A 14,955-nucleotide genomic window follows, 5' to 3' on the forward strand; every position below is an offset into this window, starting at 1 on the left:
TCCTTGTTGATGATCGGTTTGTTATTGGTCTTGTTCAGGGCGGTCATATCAGCGACCGCCGTAGACTTCGTTGGGTAGCCAGGTGGCCAGGGGTTCGAACCAGAACACCAGGGTCAAGCCCAGTAGCTGCAGGGCAATAAACGGCAGCACACCCAGGTAGATGTGGCGTGTGGTGATCCCCGGCGGGCACACGCCCTTGATGTAGAACAGGGAGAACCCTACCGGCGGGGTCAGGAACGAGGTCTGCAGACAGATGGCGAACATCACCGCAAACCAGACCGGCTCTACGCCCAGGGAGAACACCACCGGGGCCACCAGGGGCAGGATGATCAGGGTGATTTCCACCCAGTCCAGGAAGAAGCCCAGCAGGAAGGTAATGAACAGCACGGTGATCAGAATGCCAGTGGTACCGAACGGCAAACCGGTAATGGCATCGCGGATCACATCATCACCGCCCAGGCCGCGAAGGACGGCGGCAAACACCGTGGCGCCGATAAAGATGCCGAAGATAAAGGCCGTGGTGCGGCTGGTCTGGTACAGGGATTCCCGCAGCACCTTGACGTTTAAACGCCGGCTCAGAAGTGCCATCAGCAAAGCACCGAACGCCCCTACGGCCGAGGCCTCGGTGGTGGTGGCAATGCCAAAGAAAATGGAACCCAGCACCGCGATGATCAGCGCCATCGGCGGTACCACCGCCAGGAATACATCCAGAAGCGCCCTGAGATCCAGCGGCTCCCGGTTTTTTGGCGCCGGAGCCAGGTCCTTTTTGATGAAGGAGGCAATCAGGATGTACAGGATGTACATGGCGCCGAGCATCAGGCCCGGAATCAGCGCCCCCATGAACAGCTTGCCGACAGACGCATCAGACGTGCCCAAACGATCCGCCATCAACACCAGCATGATGCTGGGGGGCACCAGGATACCCAGGGTGCCCACGGAACACGCAGTACCCACCGCCAGGGATTTGTTGTACTGGGCCTGCATCATCGGCCCCAGGGACAACATGCCCAACAACACCACCGAAGCCCCGACAATACCGGTGGATGCCGCCAGCAGCACACCGACAATCACCACGGTAATGGCATAGCCACCACGCAGGGGTCCGAGTACCCGCACCAGGCTGTGCATCAGCTTCTCGGCAATGCCGGAGCGGTCGAGCATGATGCCCATGAAGATAAACAGCGGTAGTGCCACCATCAGTTCATTGGCCACCACCCCATACAATCGGGCATCCAGAACGCCGATGGTGCCGTTCCAGGTGAACCAGAGGTCGGCATCAAAATGTTCAATCAGAAAGTTCGCCAGTACGGCAAACACCAGGCCTATGCCCGCCAATGACCAGGCCACTGGAAAACCCAGCAGCAACAGCACCATGAAGGCGGCGAACATGGCAATAACCAGAAGTGTTTCCAAGCCCATGATTCTTTTGCCTCGTTACGGATGCGGGTGTTCGCCGTTGCCATAGCCCTCGGGCGTGGCAATCTCGCGGGGAAAACGGAACAGCAGCGTGCAGCAACGCAGGGCCCGGGACGCCAGGGCAATACCCACCAGGGTCATGCCGATGGGCAGCACGCTCTTGAAGATGAAGCGATAGGGCAGGCCGCTGGGGGCCTGGGAACGCTCGTTGTAAACATAAGAGCTGTAGGCGTAGGGAATCAGGGTTTCCACCATCAGGTAGACGATGGGCAGGGCCAGCAACAAGATGGCCGCCAGTTCTATTCTCGCCTGCCATTTCAGGGAAAACCGTTCCCGCAACACGTCCACCCGAACGTGATCGTCTTTCACCACCGCAAAACCCAGCGTGAGCATCATGACGGCACCGAAGAAGTGCCAGGACAACTCCTCAAGCCAGATGGAACCGGCATTGAGAATGAAACGGCTGAACACGTTGGCCAGCACCACCACCAGCACGGCAATCCATAGCCAGGAACTGAGCTTGCCAACGCCAGCCACAAACCGGTCCAGCCACCATGACAACCGGTTGTAGGGCAGGCCAGACCCCGCCTGAGCAGGCACGGGCGCCTTGGGGGATTCGTGCTCGTGAGTCACAATCACCTCGACATAATCAGGGAAAATTCGGGGTGGATGCCGGCAACGCCGGCACCCACGGGTTCAGGCCTTGGTATCAGTCGTACTGATAGAAGTCCCGGGGCAGGTAGCCCTTGGAGTGCCAGATGGAGTGATGTTCCATGAACTCACGCTGGCTGGTCAGAACGCGACGGAACATTTCGTCTCCGGCTGCGATCTCGTCCAGTACTTCGTTGGTGACTTTCTGCAGCTCACGCAGTACCGGCTCCGGCAGGGTCTGGGCGTTTACGCCTTCCTTCTCATAATCCCGCAGCGCCGTGGGCTGGGCCCATTCGCTTTCGGCGAAGCCTTTCAGGGTTGCCGATTCGCAGCCCATTTCGATCACGGCGCGGGTTTCAGGCTTGAGTTTGTTCCACACGTCCTTGTTCACCAGCAAGTGGGAGGTGGTCAGGGTCTGGTGCCAACCCGGCATGATGTAGTTCTTGATGATCTGGTCCAGGCCCAGCATCTTGTCGATGGCCGGCTGGGAAAACTCGGTGGCATCAATGGTTCCTCGCTCCAGAGCCTGATACAGCTCGCCGCCCGGAATCATGGTGACGGAGGCTCCCAGCTTTTCCAGCACCTTGCCGCCAATGCCGGCGAAACGGATTCTCAGGCCATCGATGTCATCCAGGCTCTCGATCGGCTTGGCGAACCAGCCGGCACCCTCGGGGCCGATGATCGAACAAAGCATGGGATGGATGTTGCGTTTGGCGTAGATTTCTTCAAGCAACTCGCGGCCCTCGCCCTGGTAATACCAGGCCAGGTAGGCAGGGGGTTCCATATTGAAGGGGGCGCCAGAGTATAGCGGCAACGCGGGAATCGTGCCCTGATCGTAACCTACCCAGGTGTAACCGGCGGGGTATTTGCCCGTGCTGACGGCCTCCATGATTTCAAACGGGGGTACCAGCTCGCCCGGCTCATAGTAACGAAGCTGGATATTGCCGCCAGAAACCGCGTTCAGATTCTCGGTCAGGTGTTTGACCGGAGTAGTCAGGCCTACCAGATGCGACGGGAAGGCCAGAGGCACCTGCCAGCGGACTCTTTCCGATGCCAGGGCATCGCTGCTGATCAGGCTGCCGGAAATCACAGCCGCAGCGGTAATACCATAGGTAAGACGCGAGAGCTTTTGCTTGATCGACATGAAATGGATCCTTCTTGTTGTTGTCATCCACCTTCCGGTCTTGGTGCCGAAAGGCTGGTCTGAATTGAATCAGACAACGCACGAAACCGCGACTGACCGGTTCGGGTCCAACGAATGTGCGCCAGTGTTGTTTTCGAGCGTTGTTCTGACGTCCTGCATTCAGGCTATAGCAGACACCGTGCCATCAAAACAAAGTCTTTATTTATCAATTGATTATGATTTTTCCCATTTTTCAGAAACATCGGAGCGTCTGGCTGACCGGACACTTCAAGACCTTGGTCGGAACGAAGTGTCCGAATAACAGGACACATGTCTTGAATTCAGGACAGCTTCGCCAGCTTTTCATAGAAAACCGATCGGGAAATGCCCAGCAGACGGGCTGCCTTGGTACGGTTACCCCGGCAGGCCAGCAGCGCCTGCTCGATGGCCTGGGCCTCCGCCTCGGCCAGGGTCTGGGCCAGCGGGCGCACCGGCCTGGGCGCCATGGCCGGCACGGTGCGCTGGCTCGCCCTGGGCAACACCTTGAAGATGGCATCGGCATCCAGCAGGTCGCCATCCTCACTCATGGTCAACGCCCGCTCCAGCACGTTGCGCAATTCCCGGATATTGCCCGGCCAGTCGTAGCTGCCAAGAGCCGCCACCCCGGCATCGGTAATTTCCCCCCGCAGCCCCTGGCCCTCGCAGATTTCACCCAGCAGCGCCTCGCACAGCACGCCGAGATCCGCCAAGCGGTCCCGTAGCGGCGGTATGTTGATTTCCAGCACGTTCAGGCGGTAATAGAGGTCTGACCGAAAACTGCCTTCCGCAATCATCGATTCCAGATTCCGGCTGGTTGCCGCGATGACCCGAACATCCACATTGGCCACCTTATTTGAACCCAGGGGTTCGATTTCCCCCTCCTGGAGGGCCCGCAGCAGTTTTGCCTGCAACGGCAGCGGCATGTCGCCCACTTCATCCAGGAACAAGGTGCCCCCGTCGGCCAGTTGAAACTTGCCATCACGGGTACGTCGGTCGGCTCCGGTGTAGGCACCCGGCGCCACACCAAAAAACTCCGCTTCCAGCAGATTTTCCGGAATGGCCGCCACGTTCACCCCAACGAAGGGCTTGTCGGCCCGGGGCGATACCGCGTGAATCGCCTGGGCCAGAACCTCCTTGCCGGTACCGGTTTCCCCCAACAGCAGCACTGGCATGTCCCGGCCAGCGGCCAGACGGGCACGCCGTTTGACTTCCAGGGCAGCGGGACTGCCACCAACAAAGTCCCCAAGGCTGTAACGGGTGCCCCGGGCCTTCTTCGCCAGCGCCTTGCGGGCGGCGGCGAGATCACGGTGCAGGCGACGGTATTTTGATACCAGTGGCGTCAGCGGTTGCAGGTCATCATAAAGGACGAAGGCAACCGCCCCCTCAATCTCACCCTGCGGATCGTAATAGGGCAGCCGGGTAACCACCAACTGCTGCTGGTTGTGTTCCATGATGTCCAACAGCAGGGGTTTGCCGGTTTCGACCACCTCCGGCATTCGGGTTTGAGGAATCACCTGGCGCACCGGTTTGCCGATCGCCTGGGCCGGGTCGCCAAGACCCAGCAGGTGGGAATAGCTGTTGTTGATCCAGGTAATCCGGGTGTGCCGGTCCACGGCAATGGCGCCGGCACTGGCTTCCTCGAACATGGGAAACAGCGCTTCTATCAGGTCTCTTGTCAGACCACTCTTGTTTTTATCGGTAAACAGCTCGGTCATGTACCGCGTACTCACGGGCCGGAATTGGTTCATGGGGCAACCCTGGGCGTCCGGATTTCCGGACGCAATCACGGAAGTATAGAAAGCCCCCGGTCCGGGGGCAAATCAAAAGGCGAGAGTGACCTTCCGGCTTTTCAGACAGCGTCCTGCGATCCGGACACACACCGATCCCATCAACATCCATCTTCAGCGGCAGCTCGTATCATCGGGGTAATCGGCAGGCCTTAAGGAGGCAGGGGGTGATCGTTCGTAATGTCAGGTATATCAGTGCCATCATGGCCATGTCCGCCCTGTTTCTGACAGGTTGCGCCAGCCACCAGCCAACGCCATCACACTCGGTTACCTTGCCGGAAACCGAGTTCTCTGTGCATCCCTCGCTCCGATATTCGCCGGATACCTGGCCAGAGCCGCTGTACGCCGATCTCTACGTACCTGAGCGCACTGATCCTGCCCCGGTAGTTCTGATGGTTCATGGTGGTGGTTGGGAGCGTCGCTCCCGGAGCGATATGACCTGGGTGGCGGAGTCCCTCGCCAGCCAGGGATTTGCCGTACTCAACGTGGATTACCGGTTCGCCCCGGACTTCACGTTTCCGGCACAGCTGCACGACCTGCAGATCGCCCGCCACTGGCTGAACCGGAATGCCGGCCGCTATGGCCTGGACACCTCCCGGGTCACCGGCTTCGGCTTCTCCTCGGGCGCTCACCTGGTGGCCCTGCTGGCCACCGTGGCCAGTACAGACAGTGACCTGAACAGGCCCCATGGCGGCCCGGAAACAGCTCTACAGGCTGCGGTGGCCGGCGGGCTTCCAGCGGACTTGCCCGCCTTTGGCTCTGGCCGGCTATTGCGCCAGCTTCTGGGGGCTGAATTGGAAGAACAACCCGATCGTTACCAACAGGCGTCTCCGGTTACCCATGTGAGTGCAGCAACACCGCCATTTTTCCTGTTTCACGGCACCATGGATATGTTGGTTCCGTTCAGTCAAGCCAAGCGTTTTGCCCAGGCTCTGGATGCCCAGGGGGTATACCACGAGATCTACCGGATGCGTCTGCGAGGTCATGTCACCAGCTTTCTGACCGCCGGCAATGCGGTCGATCAAGCGGCCCGGTTCCTGGCTCGCCAGGGCGCCGGGCCGCAATCAGCCCAGGCGAACGAACGGTAACAGGCTCAACCCGAGAATAACGGCAATGGCGATGAGCGCCGCCAGGAAGGTGACCGGCCGGCTTCGAAACTGATACCAGAGCCCGGTTTCACCACGCTCGCAACGGGCCAGATACTCTTCGCGCTGTGCCTGCAGGCGCCGTGCCTGATAATCGTCCAGCAGCGCCCGGGCGCGGGTGGCCTCGTCATCGTCATGCACCCAGAAACCGCCCATGCTGATGCCCCAACGGCTGGGTGGTGTTTCGTAGTAGCGTACTTCGTGCTCTTCGAACAGGGCGCGGATATCGTCGGCCTCGTCGTCGGGTACGTTACGCAGGTTCATCAGGTGGTGGGGCATAGGGCGTTCCGGCTGGCTTAACGGGCGTTGTTGGCTATATCCTAGCAGGAAAGCATAACCGACCGAATGCAACAGGATTCTGCATGAGCCACCACCCCCTTCGTCTGCTGCTGGAGTTTGATGACCGCATCCAGCGCGACAGGGAGCAAGCCCCCGCCTTTCTGCACCGCCGGGACCGGCGTTTTGCACTGGACTGCGAACAGCAGGGCATTCGCCCCGACGCAGCGGCCTGGCTGGCACACATGCAGCGACTCAGCGGCCCCGGCAGTGCAAGCCAGGCGAACCACAAGCTCGAGTTGCAGTGGCAAAGGATTCAGCGTGGTTTTATCGCAGCCGGGGCACTGTTCGGGGTGATTACCATGGCCGGCCTGCTGTTCTACGATGGCGGCCAGCGCATCAATATCACGGTGTTCCTGGCGTTTGTGCTGCTGCAGCTGTTGCTGGCGGCGGCCACCACCGTCCAGGCGGTTACCGGCTGGCAGCCCTGGGCTTGGTTGCAACGGCGGTTGCAGCCGCAACTGCCGGGGCAAACCCTGGCACAGTTGCAACCGCTGCTGATGGCCCGTGCCGCCCACGCAGGCGGTACCGCCTTCGCCGCCACAGGTCTCCTGACCTTGCTGGTGTTGCTCACTATTCAAGACCTGGCCTTCGGCTGGAGCACCACACTGGACACGGCCGCCAGGGGATACCACACACTGATACAGGCGGTCGCCAGCCCATGGGGCTGGCTATGGCCGGCAGCTGTGCCGTCCCAGGAGCTGGTCGAGGCCACACGGTTTTTCCGGGCGGCTCCGGAAAGCGCCAGCACAGCCCCGGCACAATGGGGCCAATGGTGGCCATTTGTCGTCATGCTGTGGCTAACCTGGGTACTGGTGCCCCGTTTGATGCTGCTGGCTTTCAGCCACTGGCTGATCACCCACAAGGCCGTCCGGATTCTGCAGCAGCATCCCGGCATGCAAGCGCTGGCCTGGCGCATGGAAACCCCGACCCTGGACACCGGCAACCAGCACAACGACGCCGACGACCTTCCCGACACCACCACCCGGGCCCGGACCGTCGAACTATCAGACACGGACCATATTGTCTGTTGGGCCGGCGCCGGTGAGCCGGAGTTACCGCAGCAACTACTTGGCAACCAGACCCAGATCCTCAAGGCCGGAGGACGCGCCTCCCTGGAAGAGGATGACCGGGTGCTGGCAACCCTGGCGCAGGCCCTGGCGCAGAGCCCGGACCCCAGCGTTATGTTGATCACCCGCAGTTGGGAGCCCCCCACCGGCGAACTGCACGACTTCCTGGACCACGCCCGGGCACAATGGCCAGGGAATACCGGTGTACTGATACTGCCGCTGGCCTCCGACGCCAACCGGGCGCCGGCCGACCACTTGCTCCAGCCTTGGCTGCGCTTTACCGAGCGACTACCGGAGGGCTTTGCTCAGGTCGCCGCATTGCCATCGTTACCGGATAACCCCTACCAGACTGGAACCGAACGCTCATGAGCCAGCAGCCGGTGTTTGCCGTGGTCGGCCACCCCAATAAAGGCAAGTCCAGTGTGGTGGCCACCCTGTCACAGAATGACGCCATCGCCATCGCCCTGGAACCGGGCACCACCCGGGCCCGACAGGCCTACCCGCTGAGCGTTGATGGCCAGCAGCTCTACACCCTGGTGGATACCCCTGGCTTCCAACGGCCCCGGAGGGTACTGCAGTGGCTGGAAGCCCACAGCCTGTCGGCCTCCGACCATCCGGAAACCGTCCGGGCGTTCGTGCTTCAGCACCAGGGGGATGATCGCTACGTGGATGAATGCGAATTGCTGACGCCCATCATCGAAGGTGCCGGGATCATCTACGTGGTGGATGGCTCCGTGCCCTACAGTGCCGAGCACGAGGCGGAAATGACCATCCTGCGCTGGACCGGCCGACCAAGCCTGGCCCTGATCAACAGTATCGGTGATGACGACTACAGCGATACCTGGCAAGCCGCACTTGGACAGTTCTTTCAGGTTGTTCGCAAGTTCGACGCCGTTCGCGCTCCATTCGAGCAACATCTCAGCCTGCTCAAAGCGTTTGGCCAGCTTGAGCCAGACTGGGAGCAGACCCTGGCCCAGGCTACCGACCTGCTGGCCCAGCAGCGACAGCAGCGCCGCCAGCAGGCAGCTGTTCTGATGGCGCGAGCCCTGGAAGACATGATGGCCTACCAGGAGAAGCGCACACTCACCCTGGATCAGGTCGCCAGCATCAGCGATGCCTCCCTGGCAGAAACCCTGCGGGACCGCTGGTACCGGCACCAGCGCCAGCGTGAACAGACCCTGCGGGTGAACATTGAACACCTGTACCAGCATCAACGCATCCGGCGCCAGGAGGCAGAGCTGGAATGGGCCAACCAGCACGATCTGTTCTCCGAAGACACCCGCAAACACTGGGCAGTCAGCAAAAAATACCTGGCCGGCGCCGGCTTTGGCGCGGGCGCGGTCGGGGGCGCCGGCATTGACGCGGTAACCTTCGGCACCTCATTGGGCACCGGTGCCCTGGTGGGTGGGCTGATCGGCGCCGCCGGCAGCTATTTTTATGGTGACCGGCTGCTGCTCCCGGCACTGAACATCGGCCCTCTGAAAGACGGTTTGAAAAGCGCCACGTTCGGCCCTGTACAGGACAGTCAGTTCGGCTATGTTGTCTTGGGCCGAGCCGTCGACCACTGGTGGCACATCAGCCACCGAAACCACGCCGGCCGGGATCTTCTGGAGCTGGAACCGGCCGATCAGCACTGGCTGGACAGGCTGGACAAACCCAGCCGCCGAGAAATCCAGAAAGCCTTCGACCGGTGCCGCAAGCAAAAACCTCTGGGCCACCCGCAACGGGAGAGCCTGGCAATCGCCATTGAGCATGCCATGATGGTTTACGACGATTGGCGGTTGAATCGGCCTTAACCGGCGTGTTTATACTGTATGGCTATTCCATCACAAAATGGGGAATGCGAATGAAAATTGTACGAGTGCAAGACATCATCGGTACCGAGCGCGAAGTCACCGGCCCGGGCTGGACCAGCCGCCGCATGCTGCTGAAAAAAGACGGCATGGGCTTCTCCTTCCACGAAACCATTATTCCCGCCGGTGCCGAGCTGAACCTCTGGTACAAGCATCACCTCGAGGCGGTTTACTGTGTTGCCGGTAACGGCAAAATCCTGGACAAGGCCACCGGTGAAACCCACGAGATCACCGACGGTACCCTGTATGCGCTCGACAAGCACGACCAGCATACCCTGTACGGTGGCACCGAAGACATGCGCCTGATCTGCGCCTTCAACCCGCCGGTCACCGGTCGCGAGGTACACGACGAAGACGGCGCCTACCTGCCCGACACCGGCGAAGACTGATCCCGCTGATCGTGACAAGCCCTTCGGCAACCACTTCACCGCCATCGACAGCCAAGCTGCTGCCGGTGGCGGTGCTGCTTTGGTTGGCCGGAGTTTACCTGCGAATTCCGGTACTGGTAGCACCGCCACTGGCGCCGTTTATCTCAGATGAACTGGCACTTACGCAGGCACTGACCGGCGCCCTCACCACATTACCCATTCTGATGCTGGCCGTTGGCGCCATGCCCGGCTCCCTGGCCATTTCCCGCATCGGCCCCAGAAACACCCTGGCCCTGGCCATGGTGATCATGGTGATCGGCTCCGCGGGCCGCGGCCTGGTGCCGGACACGACCACGTTGATGGTCGCCAGCGCGGTCATGGGGCTCGGCGTCGCGATGATGCAACCAGCATTACCGGCTTTGCTGCCGCGCTGGCTGGCGCCCCATCACCTGGCTTTGGGCTCCGCCATCTACATGAACGGCATGTTGATGGGCGAATTCATTGGCGCCGGCATCACCCTACCGGTGCTCATGCCACTACTCGATAACAGCTGGCGCGCCACGTTACTGGCGTGGTCGTTACCGGCACTGCTGGTTGCTGCGGCGCTGTTTCTGCCCAAGCGGGATCTCGCCCGGCCAGTGCGCCGCAGCGCCTGGCTACCAGACTGGCAAAACCCACTGACGCTGCGTATTGGCCTGTTGCTGGGCTTGTCCGGCTCCATGTTTTTTGGCCTCAACGCCTACATGGGTAGCCTGTTGGAACAGCAGGGGCATTTCGAGAAGCTGGCAGACGCGCTTTTCTGGTATAACTTTGCGCAAGTGATGGCCTCGCTGCTGATGCTCAAGATGGCCCGATTCTGGGTAGGTAAGCGCAGCATGATCATCTTGATGGCGGTGCTCAGTATCGCCGGCACCGGCGGCACCCTTGTCCTTGAGGGGAGGCCAGCCATATTCAGCGCCACCCTGATGAGTTTTGTTGCCGGTATCCTGCTGATTCTGCTGGTTGCGCTGCCACCACTGCTGGTACGCTCGGAGGAAACCGGTAGGCTGTCGGCCGGCACGTTTCTGGTGGGCTATACCCTGGCGTTTTCAGTGCCCATGATCGGCGGCCTGATTGCCGACTGGAGCGGGGATATCCGCCACGCCATCATGGTGATGGTAGGGTATAGCCTGCTGGTGTTACCCATAGCCTTTACCCTGGATCTGCGCCGTCAACCGGCCTGAGTATCATCTGTCAGCCAATAAACATCGTATGGAAGCCGTTAAGCTCCATGCTCAAGCAAGGACTCTGTGTTGAAACTGGCCACCCTGATTAACCAGCTCGCGGATGAAGACACCAGTGCTCTGAAAACACTCAGCCTGGTGGTGGACTGGATTCGCCCGCAACGGGGCGAAACCGTGCACAACGCCGTTGACCGCATGAAGCAACTGGAAGGTGCCCTGACCGAGAACCTGGACGTACACCTGGCAGTGTCTGGCCGGCTGCAGGAATGGCTCGACCAGGCCCAGTTTTTCCAGTTGTTGTCTGGCCTGGGGCTCTATTCTCGCCGGGGCTTCCTGAAAGAAATCGGCGAGCGCCTTTACGAGCGGATCAACCCGGCCCCCAAAGACCGCAACAACGTCAAGAACGTGCTGTTTGTGGTGTTCCACCGCAAAGACGATGCCGAATGGATTCACCGCATCCCCGATGAGGCTTTAATCCGCCTGTTGACTACCCTCTGGCACTTTTCACCCTCGGCCCTGGAACGCACCCGCAATCGCATTTACAGCCAGATGCTCAACGCCCTGGAGATGATGTCTATCTGGGTCGCCGCCGAAGAGCTGGAACCCAACATCCTGCGGTTGAACCCGAAGATTATCGACCGGGAATCCGCGTTCGTGGCTTTGCAGCGGGAGATTGCCGCGCTGGTGCAGTCCTGGGGCCATGCGCTGCAGGAGAAGGAGAGTGTGGAGCTGGACGATGCCCACGCCCGGGTGCTGATCGAACAATGCCGTGAAGAAATCGACCGACTTCAACGTAAATCCGTCACCGCCGGCTCCACCATGGCGCTGACTCACCTGCTGGAGCGGCTACACCAGACCCTGGACCGGATTGAACACCTGCTGGATATTCTGGACCCGGCAGACCCAGCGAAGCGACTGAACCGATCCGTGGAACTGTTCAAGACCCTGGTCCAGGCCAGCGCTGAACGCCACGGCGTCAGAGCCCTCTGGCGCGCCAATCTCCGACTGATGTCCCGCAGCGTCACCGAGAACGCCAGCGACCACGGCGAACACTACATCGCCGGCAGCCGTAAAGAATACCTGGCCATGCTGGCCTCCGGTGCCGGCGGTGGTTTCATCATCGCCTTTATGGCACTGATCAAGATCCAGATACTCCAGCTGGACCTGACCCGGGGCTGGGAAACCCTCTGGGTCAGCCTGAACTACGGCATCGGCTTCATGATCATCCACATGCTGCACTGCACCGTGGCCACCAAACAGCCCGCCATGACCGCCGCCAGCATCGCCGAAAAAGTCGAGCAGGGCGAACAGGGCCGGGCCAACGCCCGGAAACTGGCGGAACTACTGGTCCGGGTTGGCCGCACCCAGTTCGTCGCCATCATGGGCAACGTCGCCGTCGCCCTGTCTGTGGCTTTCGCGGTTGGCTCGTTATACAGCCATGTACAAGGCGTTCCACTGATCAGTACCGAACGCTACGACTACATGCTCACCGGCATTCACCCCTGGCAAAGCCTGGCATTGATGTACGCCGCCATCGCCGGTGTCTGGCTGTTCTTCTCAGGCCTGGTGGCCGGCTACTTCGACAACCGCGCCGCCTACCTGAACCTGGCCGAACGCCTGGAACAACACCCCCTGCTGCGCCCCCTGATGCCCCCGGAAACCCGCGCCCGCTTCGGCGCCTACGTGGCTGAACACTACGGTGCCCTGATGAGCAACTTCGTGTTCGGCGTACTGCTCGGCGTCACCGGCTACATCGGCTACCTGCTGGCCCTGCCCATCGACATCCGCCACGTCGCCTTCTCCTCCGCCGACGTCGGCTACACCATGTCCGTGTTCATCCCCGGCGCCAGCGACTTCGCCCTGTTCACCCTGTTCGCCCTGCTGATCGGTGGCGTCAACCTCATCGTCAGCTTCACCCTGGCCCTGAACGTTGCCTTGAGAGCCAGAAACACCCGGATATCCAGCTTCCCGAAACTGATCAAAGCCTGGTTCCAGGTGGTCGCTGAAAACCCCATGGCGCTGGTTTACCCCCCAAGAGATCCGCTACCGGAACCAGACGACCTCAAAGAGGCCCAACCCGACAGCCCGCAAACCAAGGCCGAAAACAAAGAACAACGCCAAAAAGCCCTGCAGAAAATCGGGATAGGGGGGAACCAATAAGTTCCGCCCCTCCCACACCACCCGGCATGCGGGTCCGCACCGGGCGGTTCGAGAAGTTGAGGTTTCACGAGAGTCTCGGCACTCCCAACCGATCGAAGTAGGCAATGGTCAGCACATTATGGATGGCAGAGCGACTGTTATGCCACCAGCGACGACTCAGCGCCGCCACGGATTCCGCAACCCAGGAACTCGCGCCTAAGCGGGTTAGCTCCCGGTAGATTGTCTTGCCCCGTCGCCAGTGCCGGAGGTGGAGCATTCTCAGGCGGCGACGTATCCACTCATCCAGTGATCGCCAGATGCGTGGCGTTTGTGCCAGCCTGAAGTACCCTTTCCAACCGAGCAGATAACTACGGAGCTTCGCCACCACCTGTGCCATGCTGCGACCACCTGACCCCCGGGTCAGTTGCCTGATCCGGAGCTTGAACGCCTGTAACGCCTTGGTGGATACCGCGCGTCGGACCTCTGCGTTCCTCCCTTGCCATAAGGTATAGCCGAGGAACTGGCGACCGAACACGCTGGCGACTGCACTTTTGGCTTCGTTGATCACCAAGCGCAGTTTGTTGTAACACCGGCGTAGCAGGCGCATCACCCGTTCTCCCGCCTTCTCACTGCGAACGTAAACGTTGCAGTCATCAGCGTAACGGGCGAAGCAGTGCCCCCGACGTTCCAGCTCCTTATCCACCTCGTCCAGCAGAACGTTGGCCAGCAACGGCGAGAGCGGCCCGCCTTGCGGCGTACCCTCATGCCGATCCATGACCACACCGCCATCCATGATGCCCGCGTTCAGATACGCACGAACCAGCCGGATGACTCCAGGATCGTTTATGCGCCTCTTCAGGCGGTCGATCAGGATGTCGTGGTTAACCCGGTCGAAGAACTTCGACAGGTCGACGTCCACCACGATGTGGCGGCCCTGTTGGGCGTAGCGTTGCGCAGCCAGCACCGCATCGTGGGCCCGGCGGCCCGGGCGGAAGCCGTGGCTGTGCTCGCTGAAGGTGGGATCAATCAGAGGTTGCAGCACTTGCAGCAGTGCCTGTTGAATCAGACGGTCGGTGACGGTGGGGATACCCAGTTCCCGCTCACTGCCGTCCGGTTTCGGGATGCCTACCCGACGAACGGGTTGTGGTTGGTAGGAGCCGCTCAGCAGTTGCTGGCGAAGCTCCGGCCACACCCATCGCAGGTGTTCGGCGGTCTGGGCAATATCCAGCCCGTCCACACCTGCCGATCCCTTGTTGGACTTCACGCGCTTCCATGCCCGCTGCATATTCTCTCGTGCGAACGCCTGCTCAAGCAGGCTTCGCCCTGCGCCCTCCGGTTCTCGCCGCGGGGGCCCTGTTTCATCGCTGATCGCCTTCGGTAAGGCTTCACCTTCCCGTTCCGCGACCCGCCCCGCTGGCGCGGGCATCTGATGCGTTACAGTGCTCATCGACAAGGCGTTTGACGCTCCTTCTCGTTCAGCCCTTCGCCCTGACCAAGCAGCTACTATGGCTTCTGCTGACTTCTCGCTCCGTGTTGCCACGTCGCCCTTTCAGGCATGAGGCGAGATCTCCCCGGGTAAGAACACACTCCTTCACCGCACAACCGCCGGATATACACCGCCTCGCCTTGGCCACAAGAGCTTCGCGGCTTCTTGCCCGCTCGCCCTGCTCGGCAGTGCCTCATATCCGATTCTTGTTCATCGGCTCACGGTTTATGCTCCACGCTTCCTCCCCACGGTCGGTCGCCCTTCCGCAGTTGCGCTTCACTTCGTTCGCTGTGGCCAGCTCACGGGAGGACTTGCACCT

General features: G+C 60.9%; 13 protein-coding genes. 7 read left to right on the plus strand and 6 right to left on the minus strand.

The genetic code is table 11. The annotated features are described in order from the left end of the window. Nucleotides 1-48: 48 nt before the first annotated feature. From ASQ50_RS10370 to ASQ50_RS10380, 3 genes are all read right to left on the minus strand, one after another. The gene (locus ASQ50_RS10370) at nucleotides 49-1,419 is read right to left on the minus strand and encodes a TRAP transporter large permease (protein WP_058092906.1); all 1,371 of its coding nucleotides are present in this window, start codon (nucleotides 1,417-1,419) and stop codon (nucleotides 49-51) included. 15 nt (nucleotides 1,420-1,434) lie between these two features. Further along, a complete protein-coding gene (locus ASQ50_RS10375; RefSeq protein ID WP_197492678.1) occupies nucleotides 1,435-2,049 on the minus strand; it encodes a TRAP transporter small permease subunit in 615 nt (204 codons plus the stop codon). Between the two features lie 76 nt (nucleotides 2,050-2,125). Beyond that, complete coding sequence (locus tag ASQ50_RS10380; protein WP_058092907.1) at nucleotides 2,126-3,211, minus strand: TRAP transporter substrate-binding protein; 1,086 nt, start codon at nucleotides 3,209-3,211, stop codon at nucleotides 2,126-2,128. Between ASQ50_RS10380 and ASQ50_RS21015 the strand changes: the two genes are divergently transcribed. Further along, nucleotides 3,201-3,512: a hypothetical protein gene (locus ASQ50_RS21015; protein WP_156509999.1), complete on the plus strand. Its 312-nt coding sequence runs from the start codon at nucleotides 3,201-3,203 to the stop codon at nucleotides 3,510-3,512. The genes ASQ50_RS10380 and ASQ50_RS21015 overlap by 11 nt on opposite strands. A 19-nt stretch (nucleotides 3,513-3,531) precedes the next feature. On the opposite strand, the gene ASQ50_RS10385 is transcribed toward ASQ50_RS21015, so the two are convergent. Next, a complete protein-coding gene (locus tag ASQ50_RS10385) occupies nucleotides 3,532-4,944 on the minus strand; it encodes a sigma-54 interaction domain-containing protein (protein ID WP_058092919.1) in 1,413 nt (470 codons plus the stop codon). A gap of 239 nt (nucleotides 4,945-5,183) precedes the next feature. On the opposite strand from ASQ50_RS10385, the gene ASQ50_RS10390 reads away from it, so the two are divergent. After that, the gene (locus ASQ50_RS10390) at nucleotides 5,184-6,104 is read left to right on the plus strand and encodes an alpha/beta hydrolase (RefSeq protein WP_227513139.1); all 921 of its coding nucleotides are present in this window, start codon (nucleotides 5,184-5,186) and stop codon (nucleotides 6,102-6,104) included. Here ASQ50_RS10390 and ASQ50_RS10395 read toward each other — a convergent pair. Then, a complete protein-coding gene (locus ASQ50_RS10395; protein WP_058092908.1) occupies nucleotides 6,081-6,440 on the minus strand; it encodes a DUF6164 family protein in 360 nt (119 codons plus the stop codon). The genes ASQ50_RS10390 and ASQ50_RS10395 overlap by 24 nt on opposite strands. 83 nt (nucleotides 6,441-6,523) lie before the next feature. On the opposite strand from ASQ50_RS10395, the gene ASQ50_RS10400 reads away from it, so the two are divergent. The 5 genes from ASQ50_RS10400 to ASQ50_RS10420 all read left to right on the plus strand — a co-directional run bounded on the left by ASQ50_RS10400 (nucleotide 6,524) and on the right by ASQ50_RS10420 (nucleotide 13,171). Next, nucleotides 6,524-7,936, plus strand: coding sequence for a DUF2868 domain-containing protein (locus tag ASQ50_RS10400; protein WP_058092909.1), 1,413 nt, complete (start codon nucleotides 6,524-6,526; stop codon nucleotides 7,934-7,936). Beyond that, a complete protein-coding gene (locus ASQ50_RS10405) occupies nucleotides 7,933-9,363 on the plus strand; it encodes a GTPase/DUF3482 domain-containing protein (protein WP_058092910.1) in 1,431 nt (476 codons plus the stop codon). The genes ASQ50_RS10400 and ASQ50_RS10405 overlap by 4 nt, the downstream gene beginning before the upstream one ends. Before the next feature lie 50 nt (nucleotides 9,364-9,413). Next, entirely contained in the window at nucleotides 9,414-9,809 is a 396-nt protein-coding gene (locus ASQ50_RS10410) for an ectoine synthase (protein WP_058092911.1), read from the plus strand. 11 nt (nucleotides 9,810-9,820) lie between these two features. Next, on the plus strand, nucleotides 9,821-11,011 hold the full coding sequence (locus ASQ50_RS10415; protein ID WP_058092912.1) for a CynX/NimT family MFS transporter: 1,191 nt from the start codon (nucleotides 9,821-9,823) through the stop codon (nucleotides 11,009-11,011). 69 nt (nucleotides 11,012-11,080) lie between these two features. After that, nucleotides 11,081-13,171 (plus strand): site-specific recombinase, encoded by a 2,091-nt coding sequence (locus ASQ50_RS10420; RefSeq protein WP_068351472.1) that lies wholly within the window; start codon nucleotides 11,081-11,083, stop codon nucleotides 13,169-13,171. A 64-nt stretch (nucleotides 13,172-13,235) separates the two neighbouring features. On the opposite strand, the gene ltrA is transcribed toward ASQ50_RS10420, so the two are convergent. Then, nucleotides 13,236-14,603 carry a group II intron reverse transcriptase/maturase gene (ltrA, locus tag ASQ50_RS10425; RefSeq protein ID WP_058092913.1) on the minus strand — a complete coding sequence of 456 codons (1,368 nt, stop codon included), beginning with the start codon at nucleotides 14,601-14,603 and terminating at the stop codon, nucleotides 13,236-13,238. Nucleotides 14,604-14,955: the final 352 nt, after the last annotated feature.

This window comes from Marinobacter sp. LQ44 (genome assembly GCF_001447155.2).
Taxonomy (GTDB): Bacteria; Pseudomonadota; Gammaproteobacteria; order Pseudomonadales; family Oleiphilaceae; genus Marinobacter.

Coding starts and splice junctions, on each gene's coding strand:
- ASQ50_RS10370 (WP_058092906.1), bottom strand. CDS start 1,419: ATGGGCTTGGAAACACTTCTGGTTATTGCCATGTTCGCCGCCTTCATG.
- ASQ50_RS10380 (WP_058092907.1), bottom strand. CDS start 3,211: ATGTCGATCAAGCAAAAGCTCTCGCGTCTTACCTATGGTATTACCGCT.
- ASQ50_RS10385 (WP_058092919.1), bottom strand. CDS start 4,944: ATGACCGAGCTGTTTACCGATAAAAACAAGAGTGGTCTGACAAGAGAC.
- ASQ50_RS10395 (WP_058092908.1), bottom strand. CDS start 6,440: ATGCCCCACCACCTGATGAACCTGCGTAACGTACCCGACGACGAGGCC.
- ASQ50_RS10400 (WP_058092909.1), top strand. CDS start 6,524: ATGAGCCACCACCCCCTTCGTCTGCTGCTGGAGTTTGATGACCGCATC.
- ASQ50_RS10405 (WP_058092910.1), top strand. CDS start 7,933: ATGAGCCAGCAGCCGGTGTTTGCCGTGGTCGGCCACCCCAATAAAGGC.
- ASQ50_RS10410 (WP_058092911.1), top strand. CDS start 9,414: ATGAAAATTGTACGAGTGCAAGACATCATCGGTACCGAGCGCGAAGTC.